The following is a 25,900-nucleotide window of genomic DNA, read 5'->3' as shown; positions in this document are numbered from 1 at the left end:
TTGCGGGAAGTAGCTCAGCTTGGTAGAGCACTTGGTTTGGGACCAAGGGGTCGCAGGTTCGAATCCTGTCTTCCCGACCATTTTAAAATTATGGGGCCTTAGCTCAGCTGGGAGAGCGCCTGCTTTGCACGCAGGAGGTCAGCGGTTCGATCCCGCTAGGCTCCACCATCACTTACTTAAAACCCAATAGGATTTTGATTTTGACGATGTAGCTCAGCTGGTTAGAGGAGATGGTTCATAACCGTCCAGTTGCAGATTCGAGTCTTACATGATCCACAACCTATATGGAGGAATACCCAAGTCTGGCTGAAGGGACCGGTCTTGAAAACCGGGAGGCGGGTTAAACCGCGCGGGGGTTCGAATCCCTCTTCCTCCGCCATATATTATCTAAGCAATATATATATCGTTGCGGGGTGTAGCAGTCTGGTAACTTGTAGGGTTCATAAGTCGCAGCTTCAAATATTATTCGCACAATAAAAATGGTCCGGTAGTTCAGTTGGTTAGAATGCCTGCCTGTCACGCAGGAGGTCGCGGGTTCGAGTCCCGTCCGGACCGCCATTTACATAATGAAGTTGGCTCAGTAGCTCAGTCGGTAGAGCAAAGGACTGAAAATCCTTGTGTCGGCGGTTCGATTCCGTCCTGAGCCACCATTATAAATTAAAATTTTAATGATAAAATTATTTAAGTGTTATGCCGGTGTAGCTCAATTGGTAGAGCAACTGACTTGTAATCAGTAGGTTGGGGGTTCAAGTCCTCTTGCCGGCACTCTAATAATCGGAGGGGTAGCGAAGTGGCTAAACGCGGCGGACTGTAAATCCGCTCCTTCGGGTTCGGCAGTTCGAATCTGCCCCCCTCCACCATTCATTATAGGGGCATAGTGGTTATGCATCGGATTTTAGTTCCGACATTCGTGGATTTGATTTTTATCAGCCATACCATACATGCGGGTGTAGTTTAGTGGTAAAACCTCAGCCTTCCAAGCTGATGATGAGGGTTCGATTCCCTTCACCCGCTCCAAAAAATATTATTATTCCGCAGTAGCTCAGTGGTAGAGCACTCGGCTGTTAACCGAGCGGTCGTAGGTTCGAATCCTACCTGCGGAGCCATTTGGCCTCTTGGTCAAGCGGTTAAGACACCGCCCTTTCACGGCGGTAACACGGGTTCGAATCCCGTAGGGGTCATAAAACCATGTACAAATGTACATGGTTTTTTTCTATTCGCCACAATCTTCTCATATCTGTTGACCTTCAAACTTTTATCTTTGGTGGGACCTACGGATTATTATCAGATTTTAATGGTAAAAGTTGAGAGGAAATTCCTTTTGAGTAAAACGTAATAGATAGAAATACACAGGAAAAACCGTGGGCGATGCCGATAGTACACCTCCCTATCCCGATGAATCCATCAGGGATTGGATTACCTACCCATATGATAACGAGAAATATTCCCAACAATCCCTGTCAAAGGTGATTATAGAAGGAGATTCACACGTAGAAGTCAGATTCGATGAGGACTCGGATTGATGAATATTTTGGATTTAACGGAATTAATGGAGACAGCTGAATTCATAGGAAACACAGTGCTTGTACTTGTACAGTGTTTATCCGATGTATAAAAATACAGGTGAAATGAGTTCCTACTAAAAAATAGGGGAAAGGCTCAACCCCCTTGAGACACTTGTGGTTAAGCCTTCTCGAAAAGTATGATACCGACTGGGTTCGAACCAGCGAACCCACCCTGTCAATTTACTATTCGGAATCTTATACACAATCTATGCAGAAATAGAGTCCAGGTAGTCCATTAATTCAGAGTGCCAGTGGTTAATTATACAAGCTGAATCTTTTAATTCCATTATTTCTAGAAATTCTGTGCAATTTTTGTGCAATCTGTATATTAATGAATATGGGTGCGAGGTAGGGTTACCTGTAGCAGTTTTCACACCTTAAGTAAATATTTAGTTATAAAGATCATCTCTTGATTTGAGGTGATTTTTGGTTAAATCGCTATAAGTTTTCAAGGGGAGAAATATACAAGATCTTTTTCAACTCCTTTTCGATTCCCAAATACTTTTTTAAGATTTCATTCTCGTGTTTCAGGTGCATCATTTGTCGTTCTTTTCTTTCTTCAGTACTGTGAGAGTCAGGGTCATGGCCATATGTGTATATTTTACCAATCGGTTGGTCAAATCTGTGAATCTTAATATCTCGATACTATTTCATCCACGTTTTAATTTGAGAGACATTTTGATCCCGTACTTCTCCATAATTTCTCTATTCGTGAATTGACGACTCATCTTATCCTTTACGACAGCCCATTTGACTTTATTTGAATATACGTTTTGCCCATGCAAAAACACCTCCGAATCAACACTTTTATTTCGAAGGTGTTTTATATTGTCTCAATTATTTAAGTTAGCCCATTCTGCTACTGGCTTTCTTTTTGCTCCTCTAATATATCATCTACATTTTTTTGTTCTTCCGAATCTTTATAAGCCTTTGCAAAATCTGGAGAAACAGTAACAAGATAATTGAATTCACTTTGGTAGCCAGGGACATAAGCGGAAAAATCATGTTCTGGATTGCCATTTACATATCCATTAATAGATATGCCCATAGGTGATTCATCTGTTCCGGTATAATCAAAACTCTTTATACCTTCAAAATTATAGCGAAAATAAAGTTCAATTCTAGGTTTTTGCTTTTCCCAAAATTCCTTTTCAGCCATTTCCGCTGCTTGTGCTTTTTCCTCTTTTTGTTTTGCCATATATATCCCGCCCCCGATACCTGCCAATAAAATAACTGAAATCAATATGGTAACAATCCAACTTTTATTCATGCTAAATTTTCCCTTTTTTTATATATTTTATGGTTTAATACTATTATAAAGTGGAAAATTATTCAAGTCAGAGAAGGAGCTGTAAAAGGTGAAGGGGATTGGACTTTCAAAAGACGTTAGTGATTTGGAGTATTTCAACTTCTCTGTTATCAGTTATAACAATGATCTTAAAATAGAAGGAGAAGTTTTTGGAGATCAAGAGAAAAAATCAAAATGGATGATTATAGATAAGCAGGACGATCAAGATGGCAATGGTGCAGAAGCAATCGCCCTTGCTCCAGTGGATATGGAAGGGAAAGTAGATACCTCTAATATTGTAATTGCCTATAGAGGTACAGAAGCAAAGCCCAAAATAGACCCAGGCGACTTAGAAGCAGACATTAATCAAGTCGTTCGTAAAATGGGGCATAATGTTAGGTATGTCCCAACTACATTGACTACATTTACCAGAATCACTACAGAACAAACACAGTTTAAATCAGCCATTGATTTTGCGAATAGGGTTTCCAGTAAACATAAATCAGCAACCATTACTCATACTGGACATAGCTTAGGAGGCGGACAAGCACAATATGTGGGTGCTGAAAGAGGGGAAAAAGCTGTTACATATGCCGCTCCAAACGTTTACGGATTACTAAGTGATGAAGCCAAAGCAAAAGTCGATTCAGGTAAGACGAGGGAGTATATAAGAGATTACATTCACGGGAATGACATTATCGGAATGTATAGGGGAGGAGATCCGCTGATCGGAAAGGAATACTTTGTTGCTTCAAATGTAGAACATATATCCATACGTGATAATCCAATAGCTGGTCATTTTACAGATACATACACTGGAAAATTCAACAAGGATGGAAACATTGAATTTAGAATGAAACCTGATGAAGTGATAGCCAGCGTGCGAGCATTTAGGCCGCAATTGAATTTAATAAGGGACTGGAGAAAACGGGTAGAGCAGTATATCGAAGATGATGCAGCTGCTCTTAGGTCAATCTATCAAAATATGCTATCCAATGTTAATGGATCAGGCAAGTATCCGCTTCTTACTGAAAATGATGTACGAGAATATTTCAGAGAAAAAGCTGTTACGATTAAAGGTTCAGACTATTACTTTATTGACGTAGACTTAGCGATGGATTTCTGCCATAAGTTGAAGAAATTTGAACAACAGATGGAAATGTTTCTTGATGATTTAATCAAAGCTGCAGAAACAACAGGGACTATTGATAGGGATATATCTTTCTGGTTTAAGGGGATGTAGCAGTGTTTGACAATGAATTAGATGCAATAAACAAGCAGATTGATAAGTGGGAGTCTAAGATTGCAGAAGGAATAGAAGACGTAGCAGAAGGGTTCATGGATTCATTGTATGCTATGAAAGAAAATGTTGAAAGAAAAATCCAGAAACACGACATGGAAAAAGAACTGGAACGAAAATTCGAACACCATATTGATACAATCAGCCGGAGTTTGAGAAACGATGGAGATAAATTCTGGCATTTGTTTTCTAAGGAAAATAACAGATTAAAAGAAAAGATAGAAGAGGAGTATGAAGCGGCTTCATCAAAGAGAGTGGAAGAAAACTTTGAAGATACCAATAATAAAATGCGGATTATAGAGCAGGACTTTTCCAGAGTCGTTTTGACCTGTTCAAAGAGAAGTTTTTTCTAATTCTTAGGTATAAGATGGCACATATATTGCGGATTTCCCTTTCGCTTCGAATCTTCATTGCGCTAGAAAGGAATATTTAAGCGGTATTGCAAGGAGCGCATTTCATTGGAGCGCCGTCAGAAATACGATTGACGGAAGAACAGTCTACTTTAATTCATCTAAACTTTTCATTTAGTTATTTCCATAAAGGTAGTGAATATAGTTGGGTATTAATTGCCATTTATGAAGGTCGAGGAGGAGAGGGGATTTAATGAGCAGAACGGTAATATTCATGATGGGACTAATGGTTGTTTTAGGTGGGTGTAGCCAGGAAAAGAGTAAAAGTGATAAATCGAGTATTCTATGGAGGAAACCGTAAAAGAAGAACCAGATGAAACCACCAACGAAGTAGTATGGAACCACGCAATCTTCTGAGAAAATATCAGCGCCTAATCAAACTGGCAAAGATTCCTTATATGCCATTCCACAATCTACGGCATACTCATGCAAAGGTTCTTATGAGAATGGGAGAGAATCCAAAAGTGGTTAGTGAGCGGCTTGGATATGCTAGAGTGTGGATGACAAACGATATCTATTCCCATACTAATGAGGAAATGCAGAGACGAACAGCGGATCGGTTTAGTGAACATTTTGGATTTAACGGAAATAATGGAGACAGCTGAATCCCTTGGAAAGACTGGGCTAGTGCAGTGTCGTGTGCTGCTTCTTTGCAACATTTGTGGGTTCTTACTGAATAATTGAAAGAAGGCTCAAACCCTTGATACACATGAGCTTAAGCCTTCTCGAAAAGTATCATCCCCACTGGGTTCGGACCAGCGACCCCCATCCTGTCAATTTACTATTCCAAATTTCTTATCTCCATTTTACATCTTCCCACATTTTTTGATTATATATCTGTTCCTATATAAATAAATAGGACGTAATAAAGTTTTCCTCATTTTTTATTTTTTCTTATAGTCTATTAAATACCATGTAACAAATAAGTGATTATTAACTCAAGCATTCTTCGAAGTGCTTTTTATATTACTTTTCCATTTTTATTGCAGGAAATATAGATTGTGTTTGTCGAATTAATTATTTGGGAGAGTAGGAATGGTGCTTAAGAAATTGGTGTTTCGTTTAAAATGTCAGAAGTTAGATCGACTGCTCTATTACTTGGGAGAAATAAACTCTACAAAGAAAGAGAATATGTTAAATCTGATTAATTCAGAACATTTTGACTTTAGAAATGGGGGATACAGTGATGAACGTACCATTAATACTTACGCAATTCTTAGACAGGGCCGTAAGCTTGTATGGGGAAAAGCAGGCTATCATATGTGAAGATAGGGTATTTACATATCATGAACTAAATGAAAGAGTTAATCGGTTATCTCACGGTTTAAAGAATTTAGGGGTTCAAAAAGGGGATCGTGTTGCTTACTTAGCTCCAAACTCTGTAGAAATGTTAGAGGGCTTTTATGGGATTTTCCAATTGGGTGGTGTGATGGTACCACTAAATAGTCGATTAAAGCCAGATGATTATCAATTTATTTTAAACCATAGTGAATCGAAAATTTTATTCGTTGATCAAGACCTTTACCATTTAATTTTGCCAATTAAAGATAAGCTCAAGACGATTGAAAAAATTATAGTTCATTATAAAGATACCAAGACAGAAGAGGTAGGATATGATGTTTGGTTGGAGGAGCAAAGTAACGAGGTATTTGAGAGATTTCCGTTAGAAGAAGATGATGTATCCAGCCTTCTTTATACAAGTGGAACAACCGGGAATCCAAAGGGAGTCATGCTGACTCATCGAAATAACTATATTCATGCGTTAAGTACTATGCATCACCTTCGCATAACGGATGAAGATGTTTTACTTCATGTTTTACCGATGTTTCATGTAAATGGATGGGGTTCTCCTTTTTATTATACGGCTAACGGTGCTACTCAGGTCTGCTCTCGAAAAACGACACCTGAGATGATTTTTTCTGCCCTCGAAAAACATAAAGTAAACGTTATGCATATGGCCCCAACCGTGTTAAATGCACTCCTGCAATATTACGATCAGAATAGTTTAAATAATGAACAAGCAGTTCGAGTTGTCATTGCTGGTTCGGCACCTCCACCAGCCTTTGTTAGACGAGTGGAAAAAGGGCTGGGCTGGGATTTCATACAAGTATATGGAATGACTGAATCTTCACCTTTAAGCTTGATTTCAGTTGTTCGTTCTGAATTAAAGGAGTTACCTACTGAAGAGCAATACCGAATTAAATCAAAAGCTGGAATTTCGATGGTTGGCTGTGAAGTCAAAGTTGTGACTGAGTACGGTGAAGAAGTGGAGCATAACGGTAAAGAGATTGGGGAAATCATTACAAGAAGTAATGGGGTCATGTTAGGGTACTGGAAGAATGATGAGGCTACGATGGAGGCAATCAAAAACGGATGGCTTCATACGGGAGATATGGCTACTGTGGATGAATATGGACATATTGATATTATCGATAGGAAGAAAGACGTTATCATAAGCGGTGGTGAAAATATCTCTTCCATCGAGGTTGAGGGCGTGCTATATGACCACCCTGATGTATTAGAAGCAGCAGTGATCGCTGTTCCTCATGAAAAATGGGGAGAAACTCCTCATGCCTTTATTGTTCAAAGAGAGGGAAGAAATGTGACTGAAGAAGAATTAATTGCATTTACAAGAGAGAGGTTAGCTCATTTTAAAGCGATAACAGGAGCAACCTTTGTAAGCGAACTTCCAAAAACAGCCTCTGGAAAAATTCAAAAGGTAGTCCTTCGGAATGATTACTGGGAGGCAGCCGGAAAAGGTGGGAAATTCGTTAATTAATAGAGCATCACCTAAAGATTATTTTGGTAGGATTAGATTAGGAAAAATAAGTATAATCAATATATTTAAGACTCGCTATCTGATTAGCGAGTTTTAAATTTTTAATTTTGCTCTTTCTTAGAGTCTATAAAATGGTACTACATGTTTCGTTTTCATTTTTAACTATCCAATTCAAACCTAAATACTTTAATAAATTAAATAATTTGACAATTTTGTGAAATCTGAGTTAGAATCAAAAACATAAATAAATGAAGAGTGAAAGGGGTGAAGAAAACGGAATTAAAAGATCGTATTCTCGATACATCAGTTAAGCTGTTTGAAAAGCATGGCTTTCATGGTGTTTCAGTAAATGACATTGTTGAGGCCAGTGACACTTCTAAGGGTGGATTTTACCACCATTTTCAATCAAAGGATGAACTTCTTTTTTCTATACACGACACATTTATCTCCTATGTCTTAAGCAAAGCTAAAGAGGCAATTCACCATTATCACACTCCACCAGAGAAACTCCAACAGATTATTTACTCGTTTACGAAAGTATTTGATCTCTACCAATCACACATATCCGTCTTTTATCAGGAAAGTAAATATTTAAGACCGGAACTGGATTCAACTATTAAACGAAAACGGGATGAATTTAGGCTTTTGATTTACGAAGTCATCAAAGAAGGTCAGGAATCCGGTGATTTTCGAAAAGAAATCCCTTTTGAAATTAGTGGTCTGGCCATATTGGGCATTGTGAATTGGACCTCTAAGTGGTATCAGCGAAACGGACCGATGTCGATGGATCAAATTTCTGTGTATTTTACGGATTTTGTTATGCATGCCTTGTTAACGGAGGAAGCAAAAAGGAAATACGCACATTTTTTTACAGATTAATTAAAACGCTTACATTTCCAAAACAGACCAACCAGTCGGTCTCTTTTATCACTATGCTAGGAGGATGAAAATGAACTTTGAGCTAAGTACCGAGCAAAAGATGGTCCGTAATATGGCGAGGGAATTTGCGGAAAAAGAAATTAAACCAATTGCGATTGAATTAGACCGGGATTCAAGATTCCCTGAAGAAGTGTTTAAGAAAATGGGTGAACTGGGTTTGCTCGGAATTCCTTTTCCTGAGGAATACGGTGGGTCCGGCGGAGATACGATTTCTTACGCACTTGCAGTAGAGGAAATCGGAAGAGCCTGCGGGGGAACTGGTTTAAGCTATGCAGCTGCCGTATCACTTGGATCGAGTCCGATTTATTATTTTGGAACCGAGGAACAAAAGCAACAGTTCTTAACACCATTAGCAAGTGGTCAGGCCTTAGCATCATTTGGATTAACGGAGCCTAATGCCGGATCAGATGCCGGAGGGACGAGAACGAAAGCAGTACTTGAGGGCGATGAGTACGTTATTACAGGAGAAAAATGTTGGATTACAAATGCCGGATTTGCAGAAACGATTACGGTCACTGCGGTATCTGGTAAGACCAATTCCGGGAAAAATATTATTTCCGCCTTTCTTGTACCAACTAATACGCCAGGGCTAAAGATTACTAGCAATTACGACAAAATGGGTGTTCGAGCTTCGAATACATCAGAAATAATCCTCGATCATGTTCGGGTACCTAAGGAGAATGTCCTTGGAGATCTCGAGGGAGGATTTAAACAATTCTTATATACACTAGACGGCGGCCGGATTTCAATTGCGGCTTTGGCGGTCGGGATTGCACAGGCAGCCTTTGATAAAGCATTGGCCTATAGCAAGGAACGCATTCAATTTGGAAAGTCCATCTCTAAGTTTCAGGCAATTCAATTTAAACTGGCAGACATGGCAATGGAAATTGAACTGGCAAGAAATATGGTACTGAAGGCTGCCTGGCTTAAAGATCAAAAGAAAAATTTCACAAAGGAATCCGCCTATGCCAAGCTATTTGCCTCCGAAATGGGATTCCGTACATGCAATCAGGCCATTCAAATTCATGGAGGATATGGATATATGCGTGAATATGAAGTGGAAAGATACTTACGTGATATGAAGTTATTGGAGATTGGCGAGGGTACCTCTGAAATCCAGCGACTTGTTATTTCCCGCCAATTAGGTTGCTAGCCTTATATTTTTAAAGTGATAAGGAGGATTGAGATGGCGGATTTAGTTCAAAAAACAGTTGGTGTGCTTTTGGATGAAATAGCCCAAGCAAATGCGGAGCGGGAAGCGGTTGTCTATTCAGATCGAGGTCTTCGTTACACATATAAACAGTTTAATGATATGTGCAAGGAGGCAGCCCGAGCGTTTATGTCGCTTGGAATGGAAAAGGGAGATCATCTTGCCATATGGGCGACTAATACTCCTGAATGGCTGATTACCCAATATGCGACAGGGAAAATGGGAGCGGTGCTCGTTACGGTAAATACGAGTTACAGAGCCATGGAATTAGAATACCTTCTGCAGCAATCTGATTCAAAAACACTGATTTTAATGGAAAATGTAAAGGATTATTCCTATATTGAAACACTCTATGAAGTCATACCGGAATTAAGAGATGCACCTCCTGGAGAGCTCGTATCAGAGAAGCTGCCTTATTTAAAAAATGTCATCGTGTTGGGTGAGAATCGATATCCTGGTACGTACAGTTGGGATGATGTAATGAAAATGAACTCCCACACATCAGAGCAGGAATTGACGGACAGGATGAATTCCTTACATGACGAGGATGTCATCAATATGCAGTATACGTCTGGGACGACTGGATTTCCAAAGGGAGTCATGCTGACTCATCGCAATATCGTCAATAACGCGATCAATATTGCTGAAGGAATGAAGCTAACAAATGAAGATCGAATGTGTATTCCAGTTCCTTTTTTTCATTGTTTTGGATGTGTATTAGGCACATTAACAGCTGTTTCTGTTGGTGCAACTATGATTCCATTACAGGAGTTTAATCCGAAGAGCGTTTTACAGGTTGTCGAAAAAGAAAAATGTACCGCTCTTCACGGTGTTCCAACGATGTTTATTGCTGAAATGAACCTGGATGATTTTGCAGACTATGATTTATCCACGCTCCGTACCGGCATAATGGCTGGTTCTACATGTCCCATAGAGGTCATGAAAGGTGTAGTGGAAAAAATGGGTGCTGCTGAAATTACCATTGTATTTGGACAGACCGAATCTTCACCAGGTATCACCCAAACAAGAACTGACGATCCGCTTGAATTAAGAGTCAGCTCCATCGGCAGAGCAATGGCTAATATTGAGGTAAAAATCGTTGAACCTGGAACAGAGCGGGAGGTACCGCGCGGTCAGCATGGAGAGTTAATCACGCGGGGTTACCATGTGATGAAGGGATATTATAAAAATCCAGATTCGACTGCAGCCGCGATTTCCGAAGATGGATGGCTTCATACTGGTGATTTGGCTGTCATGGATGAAGATGGCTATTGTGCCATTACTGGCAGGCTCAAAGACATGATTATCCGTGGTGGCGAAAATATTTATCCGAGAGAAATAGAAGAGTTTTTGTACCAACATCCTGCTGTGCTTGATGTGCAGGTCATTGGCGTACCGGATGCCAAGTATGGCGAAGAAGTCATGGCTTGGATCATTCCAAAAGAAGGCTCAACCATTACGGCTGATGATATCCGAAATTATTGCCAAGGGAAAATCTCAAAGCATAAAATCCCGCTTTATATCGAATTTATCGATGAATATCCGATGACGGCTTCTGGAAAGATTCAAAAATATAAGCTTCGTGAACAGTCCATGCAGATTTTGGGAACGTAAGGAGGAACTGTATTGTTTAAGAGAATATTAATTGCCAATCGAGGGGAAATTGCTTCAAGAATCATCCGAACATGTAAACGCCTCCATATTGAAACAGTAGCTGTCTATTCAGAGGCAGACAAAGATGCGCGATTCGTTGAAGAAGCGGATTTTGCCTATTTATTAGGTGGTCCAAGAGTAAATGAAAGCTACTTGAATACAACGAAAATCTTAGAGATTGCCAAGGAGCATGGAGTGGAAGCGATCCATCCTGGCTATGGTTTCTTGAGTGAAAACAGTGAGTTTGCGAGGGCATGCATAAGAGAAAATATTGTTTTTATTGGTCCCTCGCCGGATGTCATTGAACTAATGGGACAGAAGACAAAAGCAAGAAGCGCCATGGAGAAGTCAGGTGTACCGGTTGTACCGGGGATATCTTACCCGCTTGCTGATGTGGAAGACGCAGTGAGGGTAGCGGAGAAACTCGGATATCCGGTGATGCTGAAAGCTTCTGCTGGCGGCGGCGGGATTGGTATGCAGCCAGTTTCCAATGAACAAGAGCTCAGGAAAGCTTATGAAGGCAATCAAAACCGGGCCAAAAGCTTTTTTGGTAATGGGGATATGTTCCTTGAAAAAGTCATTGTTAACCCGCGGCATATTGAAATTCAAGTTCTGGCAGACAAACACGGAAATTCTGTATATCTTTGGGAACGCGAATGTTCCATTCAACGCCGTAATCAAAAAGTAGTAGAAGAAGCACCATCTTCATTTGTAGATGAGAGTTTACGGAAACGAATGGGAGAAACAGCGTTAAAGGCTATAGGCGATCTAGGATACTACAATGCTGGTACATTCGAATTTTTAATGGATGAAGAAAAGAATTTTTATTTCCTCGAAATGAACACGCGCCTTCAAGTTGAACATCCGGTAACAGAGGAAATTACAGGTGTTGATATGGTTGAAGAACAAATAAGGATTGCCTATGGGGATCGTTTGCGATTTACCCAAGAGGATATTCGTTTAGAGGGTCATGCGATTGAAGTGAGAGTTTATGCCGAAGATCCCAATACTTTTTTGCCATCTCCCGGTCAAATAACCCATTTAAAATTGCCGGATGGTCCAGGGGTACGTAACGAGGTCGCCATCAGAGGTAATTCATTGGTTACACCATTTTATGATCCGATGATTGCAAAACTGATTGTCTCGGCACCAAGCAGGGAAGCAGCTATAAGCGGTATGACAAAGGCACTTCAAAACTATGAGATAGAAGGAATTAAAACCAATCTATCCATGCTTTTAACGGTCATTAATCATGATGCCTTTAAAACTGGTGACACAACAACTGGGTTTATTGAGACAAATCTCAAAAAAATGAAAAACAGATAGGAGAGATACTAATGGCTGAAGAAATTAAAGCAAGTATGGCGGGAAGCGTTTGGAAGGTACAAGTGCAAGAGGGGGATACCGTTGAAGGCGGCCAGGATATTGTCATCCTGGAATCTATGAAAATGGAAATTCCAATAGCAGCTGAAGGTGATGGCCTCGTAACTGAAGTTGTTGTAAGTGAAGGTGATTTTGTCAATGAAGGAGATATTTTGGCCCGAATTGAATAACAGGGGGTAAATGGTTTGGAGATTCCTAAATATGTACAGATTAAGGAAGTTGGCCCAAGGGATGGTTTGCAGAATGAAAAGAGTATAGTTCCGACTGAACAAAAAATAGAATGGATTGACCTGTTGAGTGAAACGGGTCTTTCTTATATTGAAATTACTTCTTTTGTTCCTCCTAAATGGATTCCACAGCTGGCTGATGCTCTGGAGGTATCGAGGGAAATTAACCGCAAGAACAAGATCACCTATGCTGCACTTGTCCCTAATCGCAAGGGATTGGAAAATGCACTGTTAGCTAATATTGACGAAGTCTCCATTTTTATGTCAGCAAGTGAAACACATAATCAAAAAAATATTAATAAATCGATAACAGAAACATACCCAATCCTCCGGGAAGTAGCAGAGGATGCATCAAAGGAAGGCAAGTCAACGCGTGCGTACGTATCAACTGTGTTCGGCTGCCCGTACGAAGGCAAAGTTAAGATCGATACGGTCTTACATATATGCGATAGGCTTTTTGAAATGGGGGTAGATGAGGTATCTCTTGGGGATACGATTGGCATTGCCCATCCGAAGCAGGTGGAATTTATGTTAAATGAAGTATCAAAACGGTTTAATAAAGAGCGCATTGCTCTGCACTTTCACGACACACGCGGAATGGCGCTGGCCAATATATTAGTAGCTTTAAAGAAAGGCTTCACTATTTTTGATTCTTCAATTGGTGGCTTGGGCGGTTGTCCGTACGCTTCTGGAGCATCAGGAAACGTAGCCACAGATGATTTAGTCTATATGCTAGAAAGAATGGGAATCCGTACCGGCATTGATGAAAAAATGTTAGGGAGAGCAGCAGACTATATACAGAAACAGATGGGGGTTCCTTTATCCAGTAAACAAATGGCTATCCAGGAAAAAAGGGAAGGGAGAAGGGTCAATTGATAATTGAACAAACAGTACGGGATGATGGGATTGGAATTATTGTATTAAATCAACCTCATAAATCCAATGCCTTGTCTGTCGAATTGCTAAAAGAATTACAGGAAACACTTCAGTTATTTAAAGTAAACCCCTCTATTCGCTGCATCATAATTACCGGAAGCGGTGAGAAAGCCTTCTGTGCGGGAGCTGATTTGAAGGAACGATTGCATATGAATCAAAAACAGGTAGGGGAAGCAGTTCGATTAATCAAAGAAACCATCTCTATAATTGAGAAAATGCCTCAGCCAACAATCGCTTCTATTAATGGAGCGGCATTTGGCGGAGGCCTTGAGCTTGCCTTGGCTTGTGATATCAGAGTAGCCAGTTATCATGCCAGGATGGGGCTTACAGAAACCTCACTGGGAATTATACCGGGTGCCGGCGGAACACAAAGACTGCCGAGGTTAATTGGAATCAGTAAAGCGAAGGAATTGATTTATACAGCTCGCAGAATAGATGCCGGTGAAGCCTTGCAAATCGGATTAATTAATCAAATCGCCGAGTTGGAAGATTTGGAGACTGTATCTTTTACAATAGCACGACAAATTGCCTCCAATGCCCCGATTGCTGTGATGGAAGCCAAAAAAGCGATAGACCGCGGCATAGAAACAGATTTAGTACATGGCTTGCAAATAGAAGAATGGAGCTATCAAGTTACCATTCCAACGAAGGATCGTATGGAGGGATTGAAGGCATTCAGTGAAAAAAGAAAACCTGTATATACCGGGGAATAAACGATAGTAGAAAGGTGGATGAGGATGAATACCTATCAAAATGAACTTCTGGAAAAAGCAGAGAACATAAAAAAAGGCGGAGCCGAGAAATATCACCAAAAAAATAAAGAAGCAGGTAAATTATTCGCGAGGGAGCGTCTTGAGCTATTGTTTGATGATGGCGTATTGGCTGAGGATGGCATGTTTGCTAATCATTCTGCTGACGGGTTACCTGCTGATGGGGTGGTGACCGGATTAGGAAAAATAAACGGTCAAACGGTTGCTGTTATGGCAAATGATTCTACCATTAAAGCAGGTTCTTGGGGAGCTAGAACGGTTGAAAAAATTATCCGTATTCAGGAAACAGCGGAAAAGCTTCAAATTCCTCTGCTTTATTTAGTGGATTCGGCCGGAGCTAGAATAACGGATCAAGTAGAAATGTTCCCAGGGCGCCGGGGTGCCGGAAGAATTTTTTATAATCAGGTGAAATTGTCAGGGAAAATCCCGCAAATTTGCTTATTATTCGGTCCTTCCGCAGCAGGCGGTGCTTATATTCCTGCATTTTGCGATATCGTTGTAATGGTGGAAGGGAATGCATCCATGTATCTTGGTTCTCCTAGGATGGCAGAGATGGTGATTGGGGAGAAAGTCACATTGGAACAAATGGGCGGAGCAAAAATGCATTGTTCCGTATCGGGGTGCGGAGATGTCCTTGTAAGCAGTGAACAAGAGGCAATCGAATATGCCCGGAAATATCTATCCTACTTCCCAGCTAATTTTGCTGAAAAAACAAAAAGCACCGAAGAAAAACTACCTCAAGTATCAGACAAAACAATCGCAGATTTGATCCCTCAAAATCAAAATGCACCCTTTAATATGTATGACCTCATTAATCAATTAATAGACGAGGATTCTTTTTGTGAAATCAAGAAATTATTTGCTCCTGAATTAATAACTGGCCTTGCCCGAATGGGAGGAAAACCAGTTGGGATAATCGCTAATCAACCGCGCGTGAAAGGCGGGGTTCTCTTTCATGATTCAGCTGATAAAGCAGCCAAATTCATTAATCTTTGTGATGCCTTCCATATTCCCTTGCTCTTTTTGGCCGATATTCCGGGTTTTATGATTGGTACCAAAGTGGAACAAGCGGGAATCATCAGGCATGGTGCAAAAATGATCGCGGCTATGAGTGAAGCGACCGTTCCAAAAATTTCAGTGATCGTCCGAAAAGCCTATGGAGCAGGTCTTTATGCGATGGCCGGTCCAGCCTTTGAACCGGATTGTTGTCTCGCATTGCCGACTGCCTCAATCGCAGTCATGGGTCCGGAAGCGGCAGTGAATGCGGTATATGCCAATAAAATTGCCGCCTTGCCGGAAGAAGAACGCCAAAATTTCATTATGGAAAAAAGAGAAGAGTACAAGGAAGATATTAATATTTATCGCCTCGCCTCAGAAATGATCATTGATGATATTGTTGAGCCGAACAATTTGAGAAGTGAATTAGTCACCAGGTTTGGTTTATATGAAAGTAAATATCAGGTCTTTTCATGCCGAAAACATCCGGTTTACCCGGTATGAGAAAACGGAGGGTTCTTTCATGAGCCAAGTAGCCTGGATACCTGATAATGAAACGATTTCTAACATTCGTCTTTATAAGTGGATACGGGAACTGGGGTTTGAAGACTATGATCAATTTTACGCTAAATCTATTCAAGATCCAGAATGGTATTGGGGATCCGTAGAAAAAGAACTGGGATTTGCTTGGAAAACTCCATATAAAAAAGTAATGGATTTATCAAATGGGATTGAATTCCCGGATTGGTATGTTGGCGGAACTTGTAATGTTGTGGATTCTTGTATAGAGAAATGGATATATTCGAAGCATAATGCGATTGAATATGAAAATGAAACAGGGCAAATAAGGAAAATTTCTTTTCCGCAACTATATGATTGGGTGAGCCGCGTAGCTGGAGGTTTATTGGACCAGGGGATTGTTCGCGGAGACAGAATAACCATTTATATGCCCATGATCCCTGAGACTATTGTCGCTATCCTCGCTGCTGCAAAAATCGGTGCGATTGTATCTCCTATATTTTCCGGTTTTGCAGAGGATGCACTGAAAACGCGAGTAAACGCAGCTGGGTCCAAAATGATTATAACGGCAGAATCCTACACTCGCCGTGGTAAAAAGGTCGATATGCTTAAGACAGTTACAAATGTTTTGGGTGAATTGGATTCTTTGAAGAAGGTCATTGTCGTTAGTGAGAATAGAACTCATGAGCCATTTGTATCCTGGAGTCAGCTTGAAGCTGCCGAACCACTCCATGTATCTTTCGAAATGAAAAGTGATGATCCATTGATGTTAATTTACACATCAGGAACGACTGGAAAGCCTAAAGGAACTGTCCATACACATACTGGCTTTCCGATAAAGTCCGCGATTGATGCAAGAATTTCAATGGATATGGTCAAAGGAGATAAGCTCCTTTGGATAACGGATATGGGCTGGATGATGGGGCCGTTTCAATTGTTTGCCAGTTTAATGAATGGTGCCACCATCATGCTTTACGAAGGGGTGCCAGACTATCCAAAGGCTAATCAGATATGGAAGTTAGTTGAAAAGTGGAAAGTTACGCAATTAGGAATTTCACCTACATTGATTCGTTCGTTAATGGCAAGGATTGATGACTCGATCAGTTCACACAATCTTTCATCTCTTAAAGTGTTTGGATCAACGGGTGAACCTTGGAATCCGGATCCATGGAATTGGTTGTTTGAAAGAGTAGGGAAAAGGAAAATCCCCATTATTAATTATTCAGGAGGAACAGAAATATCCGGCGGTATTTTGGGAAATGTTTTATTGAAGCCTATTGCGCCCATTATGTTTAATACCCCATTGCCAGGTATGGATGTTAGCGTTTTAAATAAAGCTGGAGAAATTGTTAAGAATGAAGTTGGCGAGCTTTGTATTCGTGCTCCATGGGTAGGCATGACAAAAGGTTTTTGGAATGAGCCGGAACGATATCTGGATACATATTGGAGAACCTATGAAAATACCTGGGTCCATGGGGACTGGGTGAGTACAGACGGTGTTTTTTGGGAGATTAAAGGGCGTTCAGATGATACATTGAATATAGCGGGGAAAAGAGTAGGTCCGACTGAATATGAATCCATTCTTATTAAGCATGAAGATGTGATTGAAGCAGCCGCTATCGGGATTCCCGATGAGATAAAAGGGGAAACCTGTATATGCTTTGCTGTATTGCAAACAAATGTAAAGGGCAGCCCTGAGCTTGAAACAGAACTAATGAATCTGCTCAGCAGCCAGCTTGGCAAAGCCCTAAAGCCTTCAGCTATTTACTTTGTGAGCGATTTACCGAAAACCCGGAACCAAAAAATCATGCGCCGCGTCATCAAGTCTGCTTTGCTCCACAATGATGCAGGTGATTTATCATCATTGGTTAATCCTGAAATTGTACATGAAATCAATCAGATAAAGATAAAATGATAACCTGTCAGGTGAAAGAATGTAAGATCAGCAAGTGTGCGAACAATTGCTGGTAAACTGCTATCTAAAAGTTAACCGTTGGCATGGATAATCTCCATGCTCTTTTAATTAGATTTATATAATTGGATTGTTGTATTCTTGACCATGCTATGTTTCTTTAGAAAAGTATTTTCTTTATCGGAACAAAAGAAAAAGCAAGGCATACTTAATTGCCTCGCTTTATTGTTCTGTTAACGAATACGTTGTTTCCGAATCCATTGAGTTGCAATCCATTTTTCACCTTTCGTGACAGGGGAACCGCCATGTAAGGTCTTTTCATTCAGAGATTCGTCTTGGTAGAAATATTCAAAGTAAACGGCCATTCCTTTTTGTGGAGTGACTGATAAGTCTAGGTGAGGGAAATACGTTTCTCCGCCTTCTTCTACATCGTTTAGGTATAAGACGATCGTACTAATTCGGTTATTTTGAGCTGCTTGACTTGTCGAAGCAAAATAATCAAAGTGTGCTTTGTATTCCTGACCAGGAGTATAGCGAAGGATATGGAGATTTTCGCTATGTTCAGACGGAATGGTAGTGATCTCAGCTAGTCGTTTTTCAATGCGTAAAACGGTTTCATTTTGAGTATCTTCAATGAAAGCACCTGTACTCGTACGCATTCCGTTTACTTCACGGGTTGCTCCAACGGTAGAGCGTTTCATATCTTGCTTCGCTAACTCTATCAATGTATCGCATTCCTCGTCGCTTAAGACGTTTCCCAATACAACGACAAGTGGTTCACCGTGACGAGCTAAGATAGGAATTCGTCTGTTCTCTGTCTCGATGATATGACCTGAGTGGGGGAAAATAGGTGTTTCTTTTTGTGGATGAATGGTAGTTGTCATATATTTCTTCCTCTCCCATCTTTTCTCTGTTCTATTCATTATTTTATCATGTATTTTTAAGAAAACCGATGAGAATTTTTGAATTTATTTTATTGGAAGAATAGATTTCAAAATAATAATATATGAGATTTTGAAATGATTCGTAGTTTAGTAGAAAAAGTTATAGAGTGGAATTGAAATGATTTCAAAATAAATTTATTGAATAAAATTAAGAAACAAGTTTATGGAAGTGAACGGAGGGCTTGTATATGTCGCGTATTCAATTTTTAGCATCGTCTAAGCCATTTATAATGCCTGAAGAAATAGAGGATTGCCCTATTAATTACATAGATGAATTAGCTATGTGTGTCTCAGTGTATGAAGCAGATAAATGGTGGTGTGATATTGTTAAACCAGTTCTATCAATGCCATATATATATGAAGTCGGAGCTCTTGGTCATCATTTTTTTGTTTATTTGGAAAAATATATGGATGTAGGCGATGTTATCGAACTTTATGAAATACGTGTTCAACATTGGTATGAAGAATATATACAGCGTGTCCTTGAAGTTCCAGAGCCAATTATGATCAACGTTGGTCGTTACACCTACCAAAATCAATATGGGTTATCTCAGCTTAACCCTAAAAAATGGGTAGAAGAGCTTAGCCATCGAACATTATTAAATGAACGTGGTGTGACGACAATTGTAAAATATTGACAACTATCTACATTAAGGAGTTTGCACAAACGGACTTCTGCCAGTAACATAAGTAAACAGGTGTAAAAAGGCTTTGGTTTTTAATATTTAACAGAGTTATTATTAAAATCTTATTGAGATAGCAGAAGATAAGAATATTAAAAGTTAAGTAAAGCAAATGAGTTTTATTTTATGAGAATTAATTGGATGAAATAATGGAGTATGCGGAGAACTTTATTAGTCTCAGAAAGTCCATGGTATTGGAGAGATGGGTATGCTAAAAAGAAAATTTGGTGGTCGTTTTGACTGGAACCGCATTTTAAAAAGAGAATATTCCAAAACATATCTTGAAACAAGAGAGTTCAAAGGATATATATAACGTTGCTGCATGCAGTACAGGTAGTTAAGCCTTTATTTGCAAATTATGATGAGAGAAATCTTTGCATTATTGATGATGGATATATGTGGCTTCAACAGTTTCCTTTAGACAAAAACCATTCAGTAACTACAATGTTTAATCAAAGAGGAGATATCGTCCAATGCTATATAGATATTTGTCTATGTAATGGAATCAATAACGGCAGACCTTGGATGGACGATTTATTTCTGGATATCATTCTTTTACCTTCTGGAGAAATGTTTGAAAAAGATGCTCATGAATTGGAGGATGCTTTATTCAAGGGAATCATTGATAAACAACTTTATGATTTAGCTTGGAAAGAAACAAAGACCCTTAAACATTTAATAAGCAGTGGAGAATTGGATTTGCTAAAACTATCTGCTCAGCATAAAGATTTATTAATAGATTTCCTGCAATAAATATGGCTATTTTCGCATAAACTCTTGCTCTTGAATAAAAAGGGATAGGTGTCTATTTTGTATCAACTTTAAATAAAGAATAAAGAGAAACCCCATTAGTTGAATGTTTCTCTTCTTCTCAATTAAATTAATCAATAGCGAATAAATCTATATATTTCGTTTTGTTCTTCTGCTTATTATTAACTCGCCTAGAATCTCTAACTTCTTGTTTTAAAGCCTGCTTCCTCCGGTGGCATCAATAAAATGCCCCGTGACCCATCGTGCTTCCTCGGATGCTAAAAACATAACTATATCAGCAACATCTTCAGTTGCACCCACTCTATTGAACGCAGATAATGCAGCTGCTTGTGCAAGGCCTTCTGGGGTGGATCGCATCTCCTTGTTCATATCAGTAGCCGTAATTCCAGGCCTTACAGCATTAATTGTAACGCCTTTTGATGCAAAATGTGGGGCTAAGGCCAAAGTCAGTGTCTCAAGGGCACCCTTGGAAGCCGCATAAATGGCTTGTATTGGAGCGGCAATACGAGTAAAGCCAGTAGAGATGTTAATGATCCGTCCGCCGTTCGGTATATAAGGACTGGCTGCTTGAGAAAGGAAGAATGGAGCTTTAAGGTTAACGTTCATGACATCCTCATACATTTCAATGGATGTTTCTTCAAAAGAATCTGCGGGTGCAATCCCCGCGTTATTGATTAAGACATCTAGCTGCACAGTTCCGATTTCCGAGCGAACTGCCTCTTCAAAAGCGCTCCAAAGCTTATTTACACCGGAAATGCCGGTGGTTAAATCTGCTTCCAGCACCACAGCCTTTGAGCCCAGCTTTTTAATATCATCAACAACCTTTGAAGCAGCATCTTTATTGCTGGCATAATGAACGCCTATAAATTCTGCTCCGCCAGCAGCTAATTTTCTGGCTATTTCCGCCCCTATCCCGCGACTTGCTCCTGTAACCAAGGCAACTTTCCCATTGAATCTTCCTTCATTCGTCGACATCTCATCTACCCCTTTAATAATATTTTTAATGCATAATCAATAATATTAGATTATGATTATTCTGAATAGTACGATATTTTTGTGTCGTTACGATTAAATGGTGTACTAATAAGGAAGTGCGACATTTCAGACACAGGTTAATTGATAGGGCTTATATGAACTTAGAATAAAGGAAGAGGTGGATTTCATGATTGAATTAAATAGTGCCGATTTAACTTGCCCGTTCACTACAGCTCAGAAAGTATTGTCGGGTAAATGGTCTTTGATGATTATTTTTCATCTAAAGGATGGACCAGTACGATTCAATGAACTGTTACGGAGATTTGATGGCTTAACACACTCATCGCTGACTAAACAATTAAGGCAACTGGAAAACTTTCAACTTATTCACCGTGAGGTATATAATCAAGTTCCGCCAAAAGTGGAATATTCTTTAACCGATTTAGGAATAAAGCTCAATCCTACGCTTAATATGCTGACGGAATGGGGAAGCGAGTATATACAGGATTGCAATGGAGTTATAAGATAATTAACGGGGTATTCGTATTATAGAGTTCAGCCAGAACTTTCTGGTTGAACTTTTTTTTTATGGATTTATTCTATCAGTAGCCAGGGTAGAACGTACGGGGGCGTGGGACATTGACCCCGTCGGCTAAACTGTTCACCCCCTACTAGTAGAAATATGTTTGCGGCTGGTTGGGACTGAGATCTCGTATAACAAGCGAAGCTATAATACTACTTGGAGGAAATAGGGGTTACTGGTGAATACGTAAGAGGAGGAAAAAGAATGCACCCAGTTGTGGGTATAGATGTAGCTAAAGGAGAGCGTGAAATTCAGGCTTTTTTAGATAAAGGAAAGCCATATGGAAAGAACTTTTCAATTAAGCATAATCGTGATGAATTGGATTGGCTTGTAAGTTTCTTGAGCGAAATTAAAACAATGACAGGTAAGATGCCAGTAGTCATATTAGAATCAACGGGACATTATCATACTCCTATTATTCAATGCTTAGAAGAAAACGCGTTGCCTTCTATTCTGTTAAATCCACTCATTTCTCATCAAGCAAAGAAATCAAGTTTAAGAAAAGTAAAAACAGATGCCTTTGATGCGTATCAATTATGTGTCCTTTATTACAAGGAGGACTTTGAACCTAATGAGGGGAATTCAACTGTTGAACCTTCGTAACCTATCTAGACAACAGGAAATCGTGACGAATATGTATGTAGAAGCAAAATTGCAGTTTCATACGATTTTGGATCAGGTTTTTCCTAATTACCGAAAGGTATTTGGAGATCTATTTTCGAAAGTATCTTTATCGATATTAAGAGAATATCCAACGTCGGAGAAGATTCTAAAGACGGATGAAGAGGAATTAACAGAACGAATAAAAGGGTATTGTCCAACTCGTTCTCTTCAGTGGGCAAGAGAAAAAGCAAGGAAATTAATCCATTCAGCTTCTCAAAATCCTTTTCAAAAGGTGATGTATCAAAGCCATCTCATCAATCTTAATATGTATATGGACATCCTATTTCATTACCAAGGACACCTTTCGGAATTGGAGAGCCAAATGGTATCCCTGGCCAATGAAATAGAAGAATATAAGATTATCCAATCTATAACTGGAATCGGAGAAAAAATCGCTGCCACGATTATTTCCGAAATTGGTGAGATTGATCGGTTTAATCACCCTAAGAAATTGGTTGCCTTCGCTGGCATCGATCCAAGTGTCCATTCATCTGGCAAGTTTATAGCGACGACGAATCGGATTACCAAACGAGGTTCCAGCAGGCTAAGGCACAGCTTGTATCTAGCTGTTTTATGTGGAATAAGAAGTTCTAGAAATAAAAAGCTCAAGGAGTTCTATGACAAGAAACGCTTAGAAGGAAAGCCGTCGAAAGTGGCAATGATTGCTTGTATCAATAAACTTCTTCACTGGATTTATGTTTTATTAAAAAGGAAAGAGCATTTCCTAGATATAGCTTAGAAAGACATTTTAACCACATACCAAATAACCTTCCACAAGTTATCTGGAGGGTTATTTGGTATGCCTAAAAACAGTATAGCATATAAAAAAATAAATTTTACAGAGAGATATTGACATCCTATTAGCTGGTTTGATCTTAGAAGATTAATACCTTCTTCTGTTGAATTCCTTATGAAAGTAAAGGGGCAGGTTAGCTTAATAAGCTATAATTTCATTGACTAAACAATAGTATTATTTAGTTTTATAGTAAAAAAATGAAAGAGTATATACTCTTTCAAATGTAAATTAAGCATCATTATTATTTAGTTTCTCTAGATTGTCCGATATCTTTTGAAGGATTTGATTTTTTTTCTGTTGTAGTTTTAAAAATCTAGTTACAAACCAAATTACAAATACGATTGGAATTATGAAATATAACAAAGATATAATTGGCAGAACCCAGGTTGAAGTTGACAAGGTAAAACCTCCATCATTTTTCAAATATTATAACATATGAGTTGTTGTTGATTTTAAAAAGAAGAATATTTATCCTGGAATAAAAATTGATCAAGGAACACTGTGATGGCTCTTCCTTATTATGGGACTATCGGGGCAGGTTAATCAAAGAAGGATAATTTGAATAATATATAGAATTAATAAAAAATGTGTAACTTCGAGCTGCCATAGAAAGAGAAATATTTTTATGCGAGTAAAAGGTAACCGAATACTTTGAACAGTATTTAAAGGGAGTGGAAATATGTTTATACATAAGATTGATAAAGAAGTATCTTTAAAACTATTTACTGAAGATGATCAAGAGGAATACTATAATTTAGTATCTAATTCAAAGTCACACTTAAAACCTTGGGTTACTTGGATAGACTCTGTTAATAGCCAAGAAGATACAAACAAAAGTCTAAAATTAAGGATAGAAGGATTAGTAGAAAACAGTGGATATCCAATGTGGTTTGCAATTATGTATAGAGGACAAATGGCGGGTACTATTGGGTTTAATGAGATTGATAAAATTAATAGGATAGGGGAAATAGGCTATTGGTTGGGAAAGGACTTTCAAGCGAAAGGTATTATGTCAAGAGCATTTAAAGAAGTTATAAATTATGGATTTCATATATTAAAACTTAATAAGATTGAGGTTTATATTGCAGCTGGTAATGTACGAAGTAGAGCATTGCCAGAGAAATATGGATTTGAAAAAGAAGGAAGAACCAGGCAGGCAGAATGGTTATATGATCATTATGAAGACCAAATAATTTATGGGCTTTTGGCTGCAGACTGGAAATAAACTCTATAATGAATCATTAACGGGGGTAATAGCAGAAGATCTAGGCTCTATTCAACGGTCTTTTCTTATGCGACGAAAGGGGCACGTTAGCAGAAGAAGGTAATATTGATAATATATGGAATTTATTAGTATTTAGAATCTAATAATGGAGGTGGCTATATTGAATAAAGGAAGCCCAGGAATAGCTTTATTTGCAGGTCTATTTGTTGGAGTTGTGGTTTTTTTAGTAGAGTATTTAATTCCTAATACAAGCCTCATTACCAAAGCTATAATTGCTGGGTTATCCGCTTTGTTAAGCGGTTGGTTAGGAAGTAAGTTTTTCCGAAAATAAATCGTGAAGAATTGTACTTAAACTATCGGGGGCAACTATCTGATGCGTGGAATTTATTTAAAGCTGATAGACAAATCCAAGGATATTCAACTCAGACTTTAAAGCATATAGTGTTCAATTAAACTTGTTAATTCGGAATCTCGGTGATTTATCTCTTGATGAAATAACCACCGATTCATTTAAGCTTTACATTGGGAATGTTGCTGATCAATTAAAAGCTGTTAGTAAAGGGGCAGGTTAGCGGAAGAAGGATATTAGAGCATTAATAAAGAATAGATAATTATTCAGTGAGATGGAGGGATACGATGGATCCTGACAAACAAGATAAAAACCAGAAGCTAAGAAAAGTGCAAGGCTTATATAGAAAACAGAAGAAAGAAAATAGACTTGAAGATAAAGATGATAAAATATGGGCTCTGTTTATGAAGATTTTATACTGGGGTTTGTTTATCTATATCGTTGCTAGTGTATTGTTCGATATGGGTATACAACTATTTTCATTCTTGGGGAGATGAAGTGTTTATTAGATAACACAGCAATTAGTTTCAGGTAGCTTGAACTCAGAAAAAATTAGTAGTTTAAACATATGGAACAGATTGCTTATTTCAACTTGTCAAAATCGAATAAAATATCTATAAACACTTTGAGTTACTTCGCAAAGAAAAAAATACCGCCATTGACGGTATTTAATCTTCTAATATCAAAATTGGTAGTGGGAAAATACGGAAGCTAATCGGTACTCTTATTTTTCCTGATTACATCACGAATTTCCTTTAGATAAACATTTTTCTGTTTCATTAACTTTAAGATATTAATTGCAACATAAATAGCAAAAACGAGTAATCCTAAATTTATCAGAATAGGTATAATTCCCACAATAGTCAAAGCTCCCATAAATTACCCCTCCAAATTACATTCCTAAATATATATTACCATATTTAACTTTTATAACAGTTATTACCTAATAAGGATTAGCCTTTTTGTGTTGAATTTCTTATGGAAGTAAAGGGGCAGGTTAGTTGAAGAAGGTTTTTGTATTAAT

At 38.8% G+C, this 25,900-nt stretch carries 23 protein-coding genes, 10 tRNA genes and 1 pseudogene; 30 read left to right on the top strand and 4 right to left on the bottom strand.

Features of this window, described 5'->3' with window-relative positions; all coding sequences use genetic code 11:
- The first annotated feature begins 3 nt into the window (after positions 1-3).
- The 10 genes from AC4G3K_RS14440 (at position 4) to AC4G3K_RS14395 (ending at position 1,181) form a co-directional block, all read left to right on the top strand.
- Positions 4-80: transfer RNA gene (locus tag AC4G3K_RS14440), tRNA-Pro, on the top strand.
- Between the two features lie 12 nt (positions 81-92).
- Positions 93-168, top strand: a tRNA-Ala gene (locus AC4G3K_RS14435).
- Positions 169-286: 118 nt separating this feature from the next.
- Positions 287-379 (top strand) — tRNA-Ser (locus tag AC4G3K_RS14430).
- A gap of 102 nt (positions 380-481) precedes the next feature.
- Positions 482-558 (top strand) — tRNA-Asp (locus tag AC4G3K_RS14425).
- A gap of 16 nt (positions 559-574) precedes the next feature.
- Positions 575-650, top strand: a tRNA-Phe gene (locus tag AC4G3K_RS14420).
- Between the two features lie 42 nt (positions 651-692).
- Positions 693-765, top strand: a tRNA-Thr gene (locus AC4G3K_RS14415).
- Positions 766-776: 11 nt separating this feature from the next.
- Positions 777-860: transfer RNA gene (locus tag AC4G3K_RS14410), tRNA-Tyr, on the top strand.
- A gap of 83 nt (positions 861-943) precedes the next feature.
- Positions 944-1,017 (top strand) — tRNA-Gly (locus AC4G3K_RS14405).
- A 14-nt stretch (positions 1,018-1,031) separates the two neighbouring features.
- Positions 1,032-1,106, top strand: a tRNA-Asn gene (locus AC4G3K_RS14400).
- A gap of 3 nt (positions 1,107-1,109) precedes the next feature.
- Positions 1,110-1,181 (top strand) — tRNA-Glu (locus AC4G3K_RS14395).
- A 1,243-nt stretch (positions 1,182-2,424) separates the two neighbouring features.
- Here AC4G3K_RS14395 and AC4G3K_RS14390 read toward each other — a convergent pair.
- Entirely contained in the window at positions 2,425-2,763 is a 339-nt protein-coding gene (locus AC4G3K_RS14390) for a DUF1433 domain-containing protein (protein ID WP_491074968.1), read from the bottom strand.
- Between the two features lie 160 nt (positions 2,764-2,923).
- On the opposite strand from AC4G3K_RS14390, the gene AC4G3K_RS14385 reads away from it, so the two are divergent.
- The 13 genes from AC4G3K_RS14385 (at position 2,924) to AC4G3K_RS14325 (ending at position 17,890) form a co-directional block, all read left to right on the top strand.
- Positions 2,924-4,096 carry a lipase family protein gene (locus tag AC4G3K_RS14385; protein WP_491133760.1) on the top strand — a complete coding sequence of 391 codons (1,173 nt, stop codon included), beginning with the start codon at positions 2,924-2,926 and terminating at the stop codon, positions 4,094-4,096.
- 2 nt (positions 4,097-4,098) lie between these two features.
- Complete coding sequence (locus tag AC4G3K_RS14380; protein ID WP_491074970.1) at positions 4,099-4,506, top strand: hypothetical protein; 408 nt, start codon at positions 4,099-4,101, stop codon at positions 4,504-4,506.
- 392 nt (positions 4,507-4,898) lie between these two features.
- Positions 4,899-5,168 carry a tyrosine-type recombinase/integrase gene (locus AC4G3K_RS14375; RefSeq protein WP_491074971.1) on the top strand — a complete coding sequence of 90 codons (270 nt, stop codon included), beginning with the start codon at positions 4,899-4,901 and terminating at the stop codon, positions 5,166-5,168.
- A 581-nt stretch (positions 5,169-5,749) separates the two neighbouring features.
- Positions 5,750-7,342, top strand: a complete 1,593-nt coding sequence (locus AC4G3K_RS14370) for a long-chain-fatty-acid--CoA ligase (RefSeq protein ID WP_491074972.1) — start codon at positions 5,750-5,752, stop codon at positions 7,340-7,342.
- A gap of 264 nt (positions 7,343-7,606) precedes the next feature.
- Positions 7,607-8,221 carry a TetR/AcrR family transcriptional regulator gene (locus AC4G3K_RS14365; protein ID WP_491133759.1) on the top strand — a complete coding sequence of 205 codons (615 nt, stop codon included), beginning with the start codon at positions 7,607-7,609 and terminating at the stop codon, positions 8,219-8,221.
- A 70-nt stretch (positions 8,222-8,291) separates the two neighbouring features.
- Positions 8,292-9,434, top strand: a complete 1,143-nt coding sequence (locus AC4G3K_RS14360; protein ID WP_491133758.1) for an acyl-CoA dehydrogenase family protein — start codon at positions 8,292-8,294, stop codon at positions 9,432-9,434.
- Between the two features lie 33 nt (positions 9,435-9,467).
- Positions 9,468-11,105, top strand: a complete 1,638-nt coding sequence (locus AC4G3K_RS14355; protein ID WP_491133757.1) for an AMP-binding protein — start codon at positions 9,468-9,470, stop codon at positions 11,103-11,105.
- Positions 11,106-11,117: 12 nt separating this feature from the next.
- Positions 11,118-12,470, top strand: coding sequence for an acetyl-CoA carboxylase biotin carboxylase subunit (locus AC4G3K_RS14350; protein ID WP_491133756.1), 1,353 nt, complete (start codon positions 11,118-11,120; stop codon positions 12,468-12,470).
- Positions 12,471-12,481: 11 nt separating this feature from the next.
- A complete protein-coding gene (locus AC4G3K_RS14345) occupies positions 12,482-12,697 on the top strand; it encodes an acetyl-CoA carboxylase biotin carboxyl carrier protein subunit (protein WP_491133755.1) in 216 nt (71 codons plus the stop codon).
- 15 nt (positions 12,698-12,712) lie between these two features.
- Positions 12,713-13,630, top strand: coding sequence for a hydroxymethylglutaryl-CoA lyase (locus AC4G3K_RS14340; RefSeq protein ID WP_491133754.1), 918 nt, complete (start codon positions 12,713-12,715; stop codon positions 13,628-13,630).
- 2 nt (positions 13,631-13,632) lie between these two features.
- Positions 13,633-14,403: an enoyl-CoA hydratase gene (locus AC4G3K_RS14335; protein WP_491133767.1), complete on the top strand. Its 771-nt coding sequence runs from the start codon at positions 13,633-13,635 to the stop codon at positions 14,401-14,403.
- A 24-nt stretch (positions 14,404-14,427) separates the two neighbouring features.
- A complete protein-coding gene (locus AC4G3K_RS14330; RefSeq protein ID WP_491133753.1) occupies positions 14,428-15,960 on the top strand; it encodes an acyl-CoA carboxylase subunit beta in 1,533 nt (510 codons plus the stop codon).
- Between the two features lie 19 nt (positions 15,961-15,979).
- Complete coding sequence (locus AC4G3K_RS14325) at positions 15,980-17,890, top strand: AMP-binding protein (protein WP_491133752.1); 1,911 nt, start codon at positions 15,980-15,982, stop codon at positions 17,888-17,890.
- 230 nt (positions 17,891-18,120) lie between these two features.
- Here the strand turns inward: AC4G3K_RS14325 and AC4G3K_RS14320 are convergent, their stop codons facing one another.
- Entirely contained in the window at positions 18,121-18,771 is a 651-nt protein-coding gene (locus tag AC4G3K_RS14320) for a 2OG-Fe(II) oxygenase (protein WP_491133751.1), read from the bottom strand.
- Between the two features lie 248 nt (positions 18,772-19,019).
- Between AC4G3K_RS14320 and AC4G3K_RS14315 the strand changes: the two genes are divergently transcribed.
- Together AC4G3K_RS14315 and AC4G3K_RS14310 are read left to right on the top strand one after the other, a co-directional pair.
- Positions 19,020-19,469, top strand: a complete 450-nt coding sequence (locus AC4G3K_RS14315; protein ID WP_491133750.1) for a hypothetical protein — start codon at positions 19,020-19,022, stop codon at positions 19,467-19,469.
- A 360-nt stretch (positions 19,470-19,829) separates the two neighbouring features.
- Positions 19,830-20,267 (top strand): ribonuclease FAU-1 family protein, encoded by a 438-nt coding sequence (locus AC4G3K_RS14310; RefSeq protein ID WP_491133749.1) that lies wholly within the window; start codon positions 19,830-19,832, stop codon positions 20,265-20,267.
- A gap of 210 nt (positions 20,268-20,477) precedes the next feature.
- Here the strand turns inward: AC4G3K_RS14310 and AC4G3K_RS14305 are convergent, their stop codons facing one another.
- A complete protein-coding gene (locus AC4G3K_RS14305) occupies positions 20,478-21,260 on the bottom strand; it encodes an SDR family NAD(P)-dependent oxidoreductase (protein WP_491133748.1) in 783 nt (260 codons plus the stop codon).
- 187 nt (positions 21,261-21,447) lie between these two features.
- On the opposite strand from AC4G3K_RS14305, the gene AC4G3K_RS14300 reads away from it, so the two are divergent.
- From AC4G3K_RS14300 to AC4G3K_RS14280, 5 genes and pseudogenes are all read left to right on the top strand, one after another.
- Positions 21,448-21,789 (top strand): winged helix-turn-helix transcriptional regulator, encoded by a 342-nt coding sequence (locus tag AC4G3K_RS14300; protein WP_491133747.1) that lies wholly within the window; start codon positions 21,448-21,450, stop codon positions 21,787-21,789.
- Between the two features lie 258 nt (positions 21,790-22,047).
- Positions 22,048-23,245, top strand: a pseudogene (locus AC4G3K_RS14295) (IS110 family RNA-guided transposase).
- Positions 23,246-23,981: 736 nt separating this feature from the next.
- Entirely contained in the window at positions 23,982-24,527 is a 546-nt protein-coding gene (locus AC4G3K_RS14290) for a GNAT family N-acetyltransferase (protein ID WP_491133746.1), read from the top strand.
- A gap of 160 nt (positions 24,528-24,687) precedes the next feature.
- Positions 24,688-24,858 (top strand): hypothetical protein, encoded by a 171-nt coding sequence (locus tag AC4G3K_RS14285; protein ID WP_491074988.1) that lies wholly within the window; start codon positions 24,688-24,690, stop codon positions 24,856-24,858.
- 305 nt (positions 24,859-25,163) lie between these two features.
- The gene (locus AC4G3K_RS14280; protein ID WP_491133745.1) at positions 25,164-25,373 is read left to right on the top strand and encodes a hypothetical protein; all 210 of its coding nucleotides are present in this window, start codon (positions 25,164-25,166) and stop codon (positions 25,371-25,373) included.
- Between the two features lie 214 nt (positions 25,374-25,587).
- Here the strand turns inward: AC4G3K_RS14280 and AC4G3K_RS14275 are convergent, their stop codons facing one another.
- Positions 25,588-25,752, bottom strand: a complete 165-nt coding sequence (locus AC4G3K_RS14275; protein WP_491133744.1) for a hypothetical protein — start codon at positions 25,750-25,752, stop codon at positions 25,588-25,590.
- Between the last annotated feature and the right edge of the window lie 148 nt (positions 25,753-25,900).

This window comes from Bacillus sp. z26, from assembly GCF_058313635.1.
This window is presented reverse-complemented; position numbering and strand designations above follow the sequence as displayed.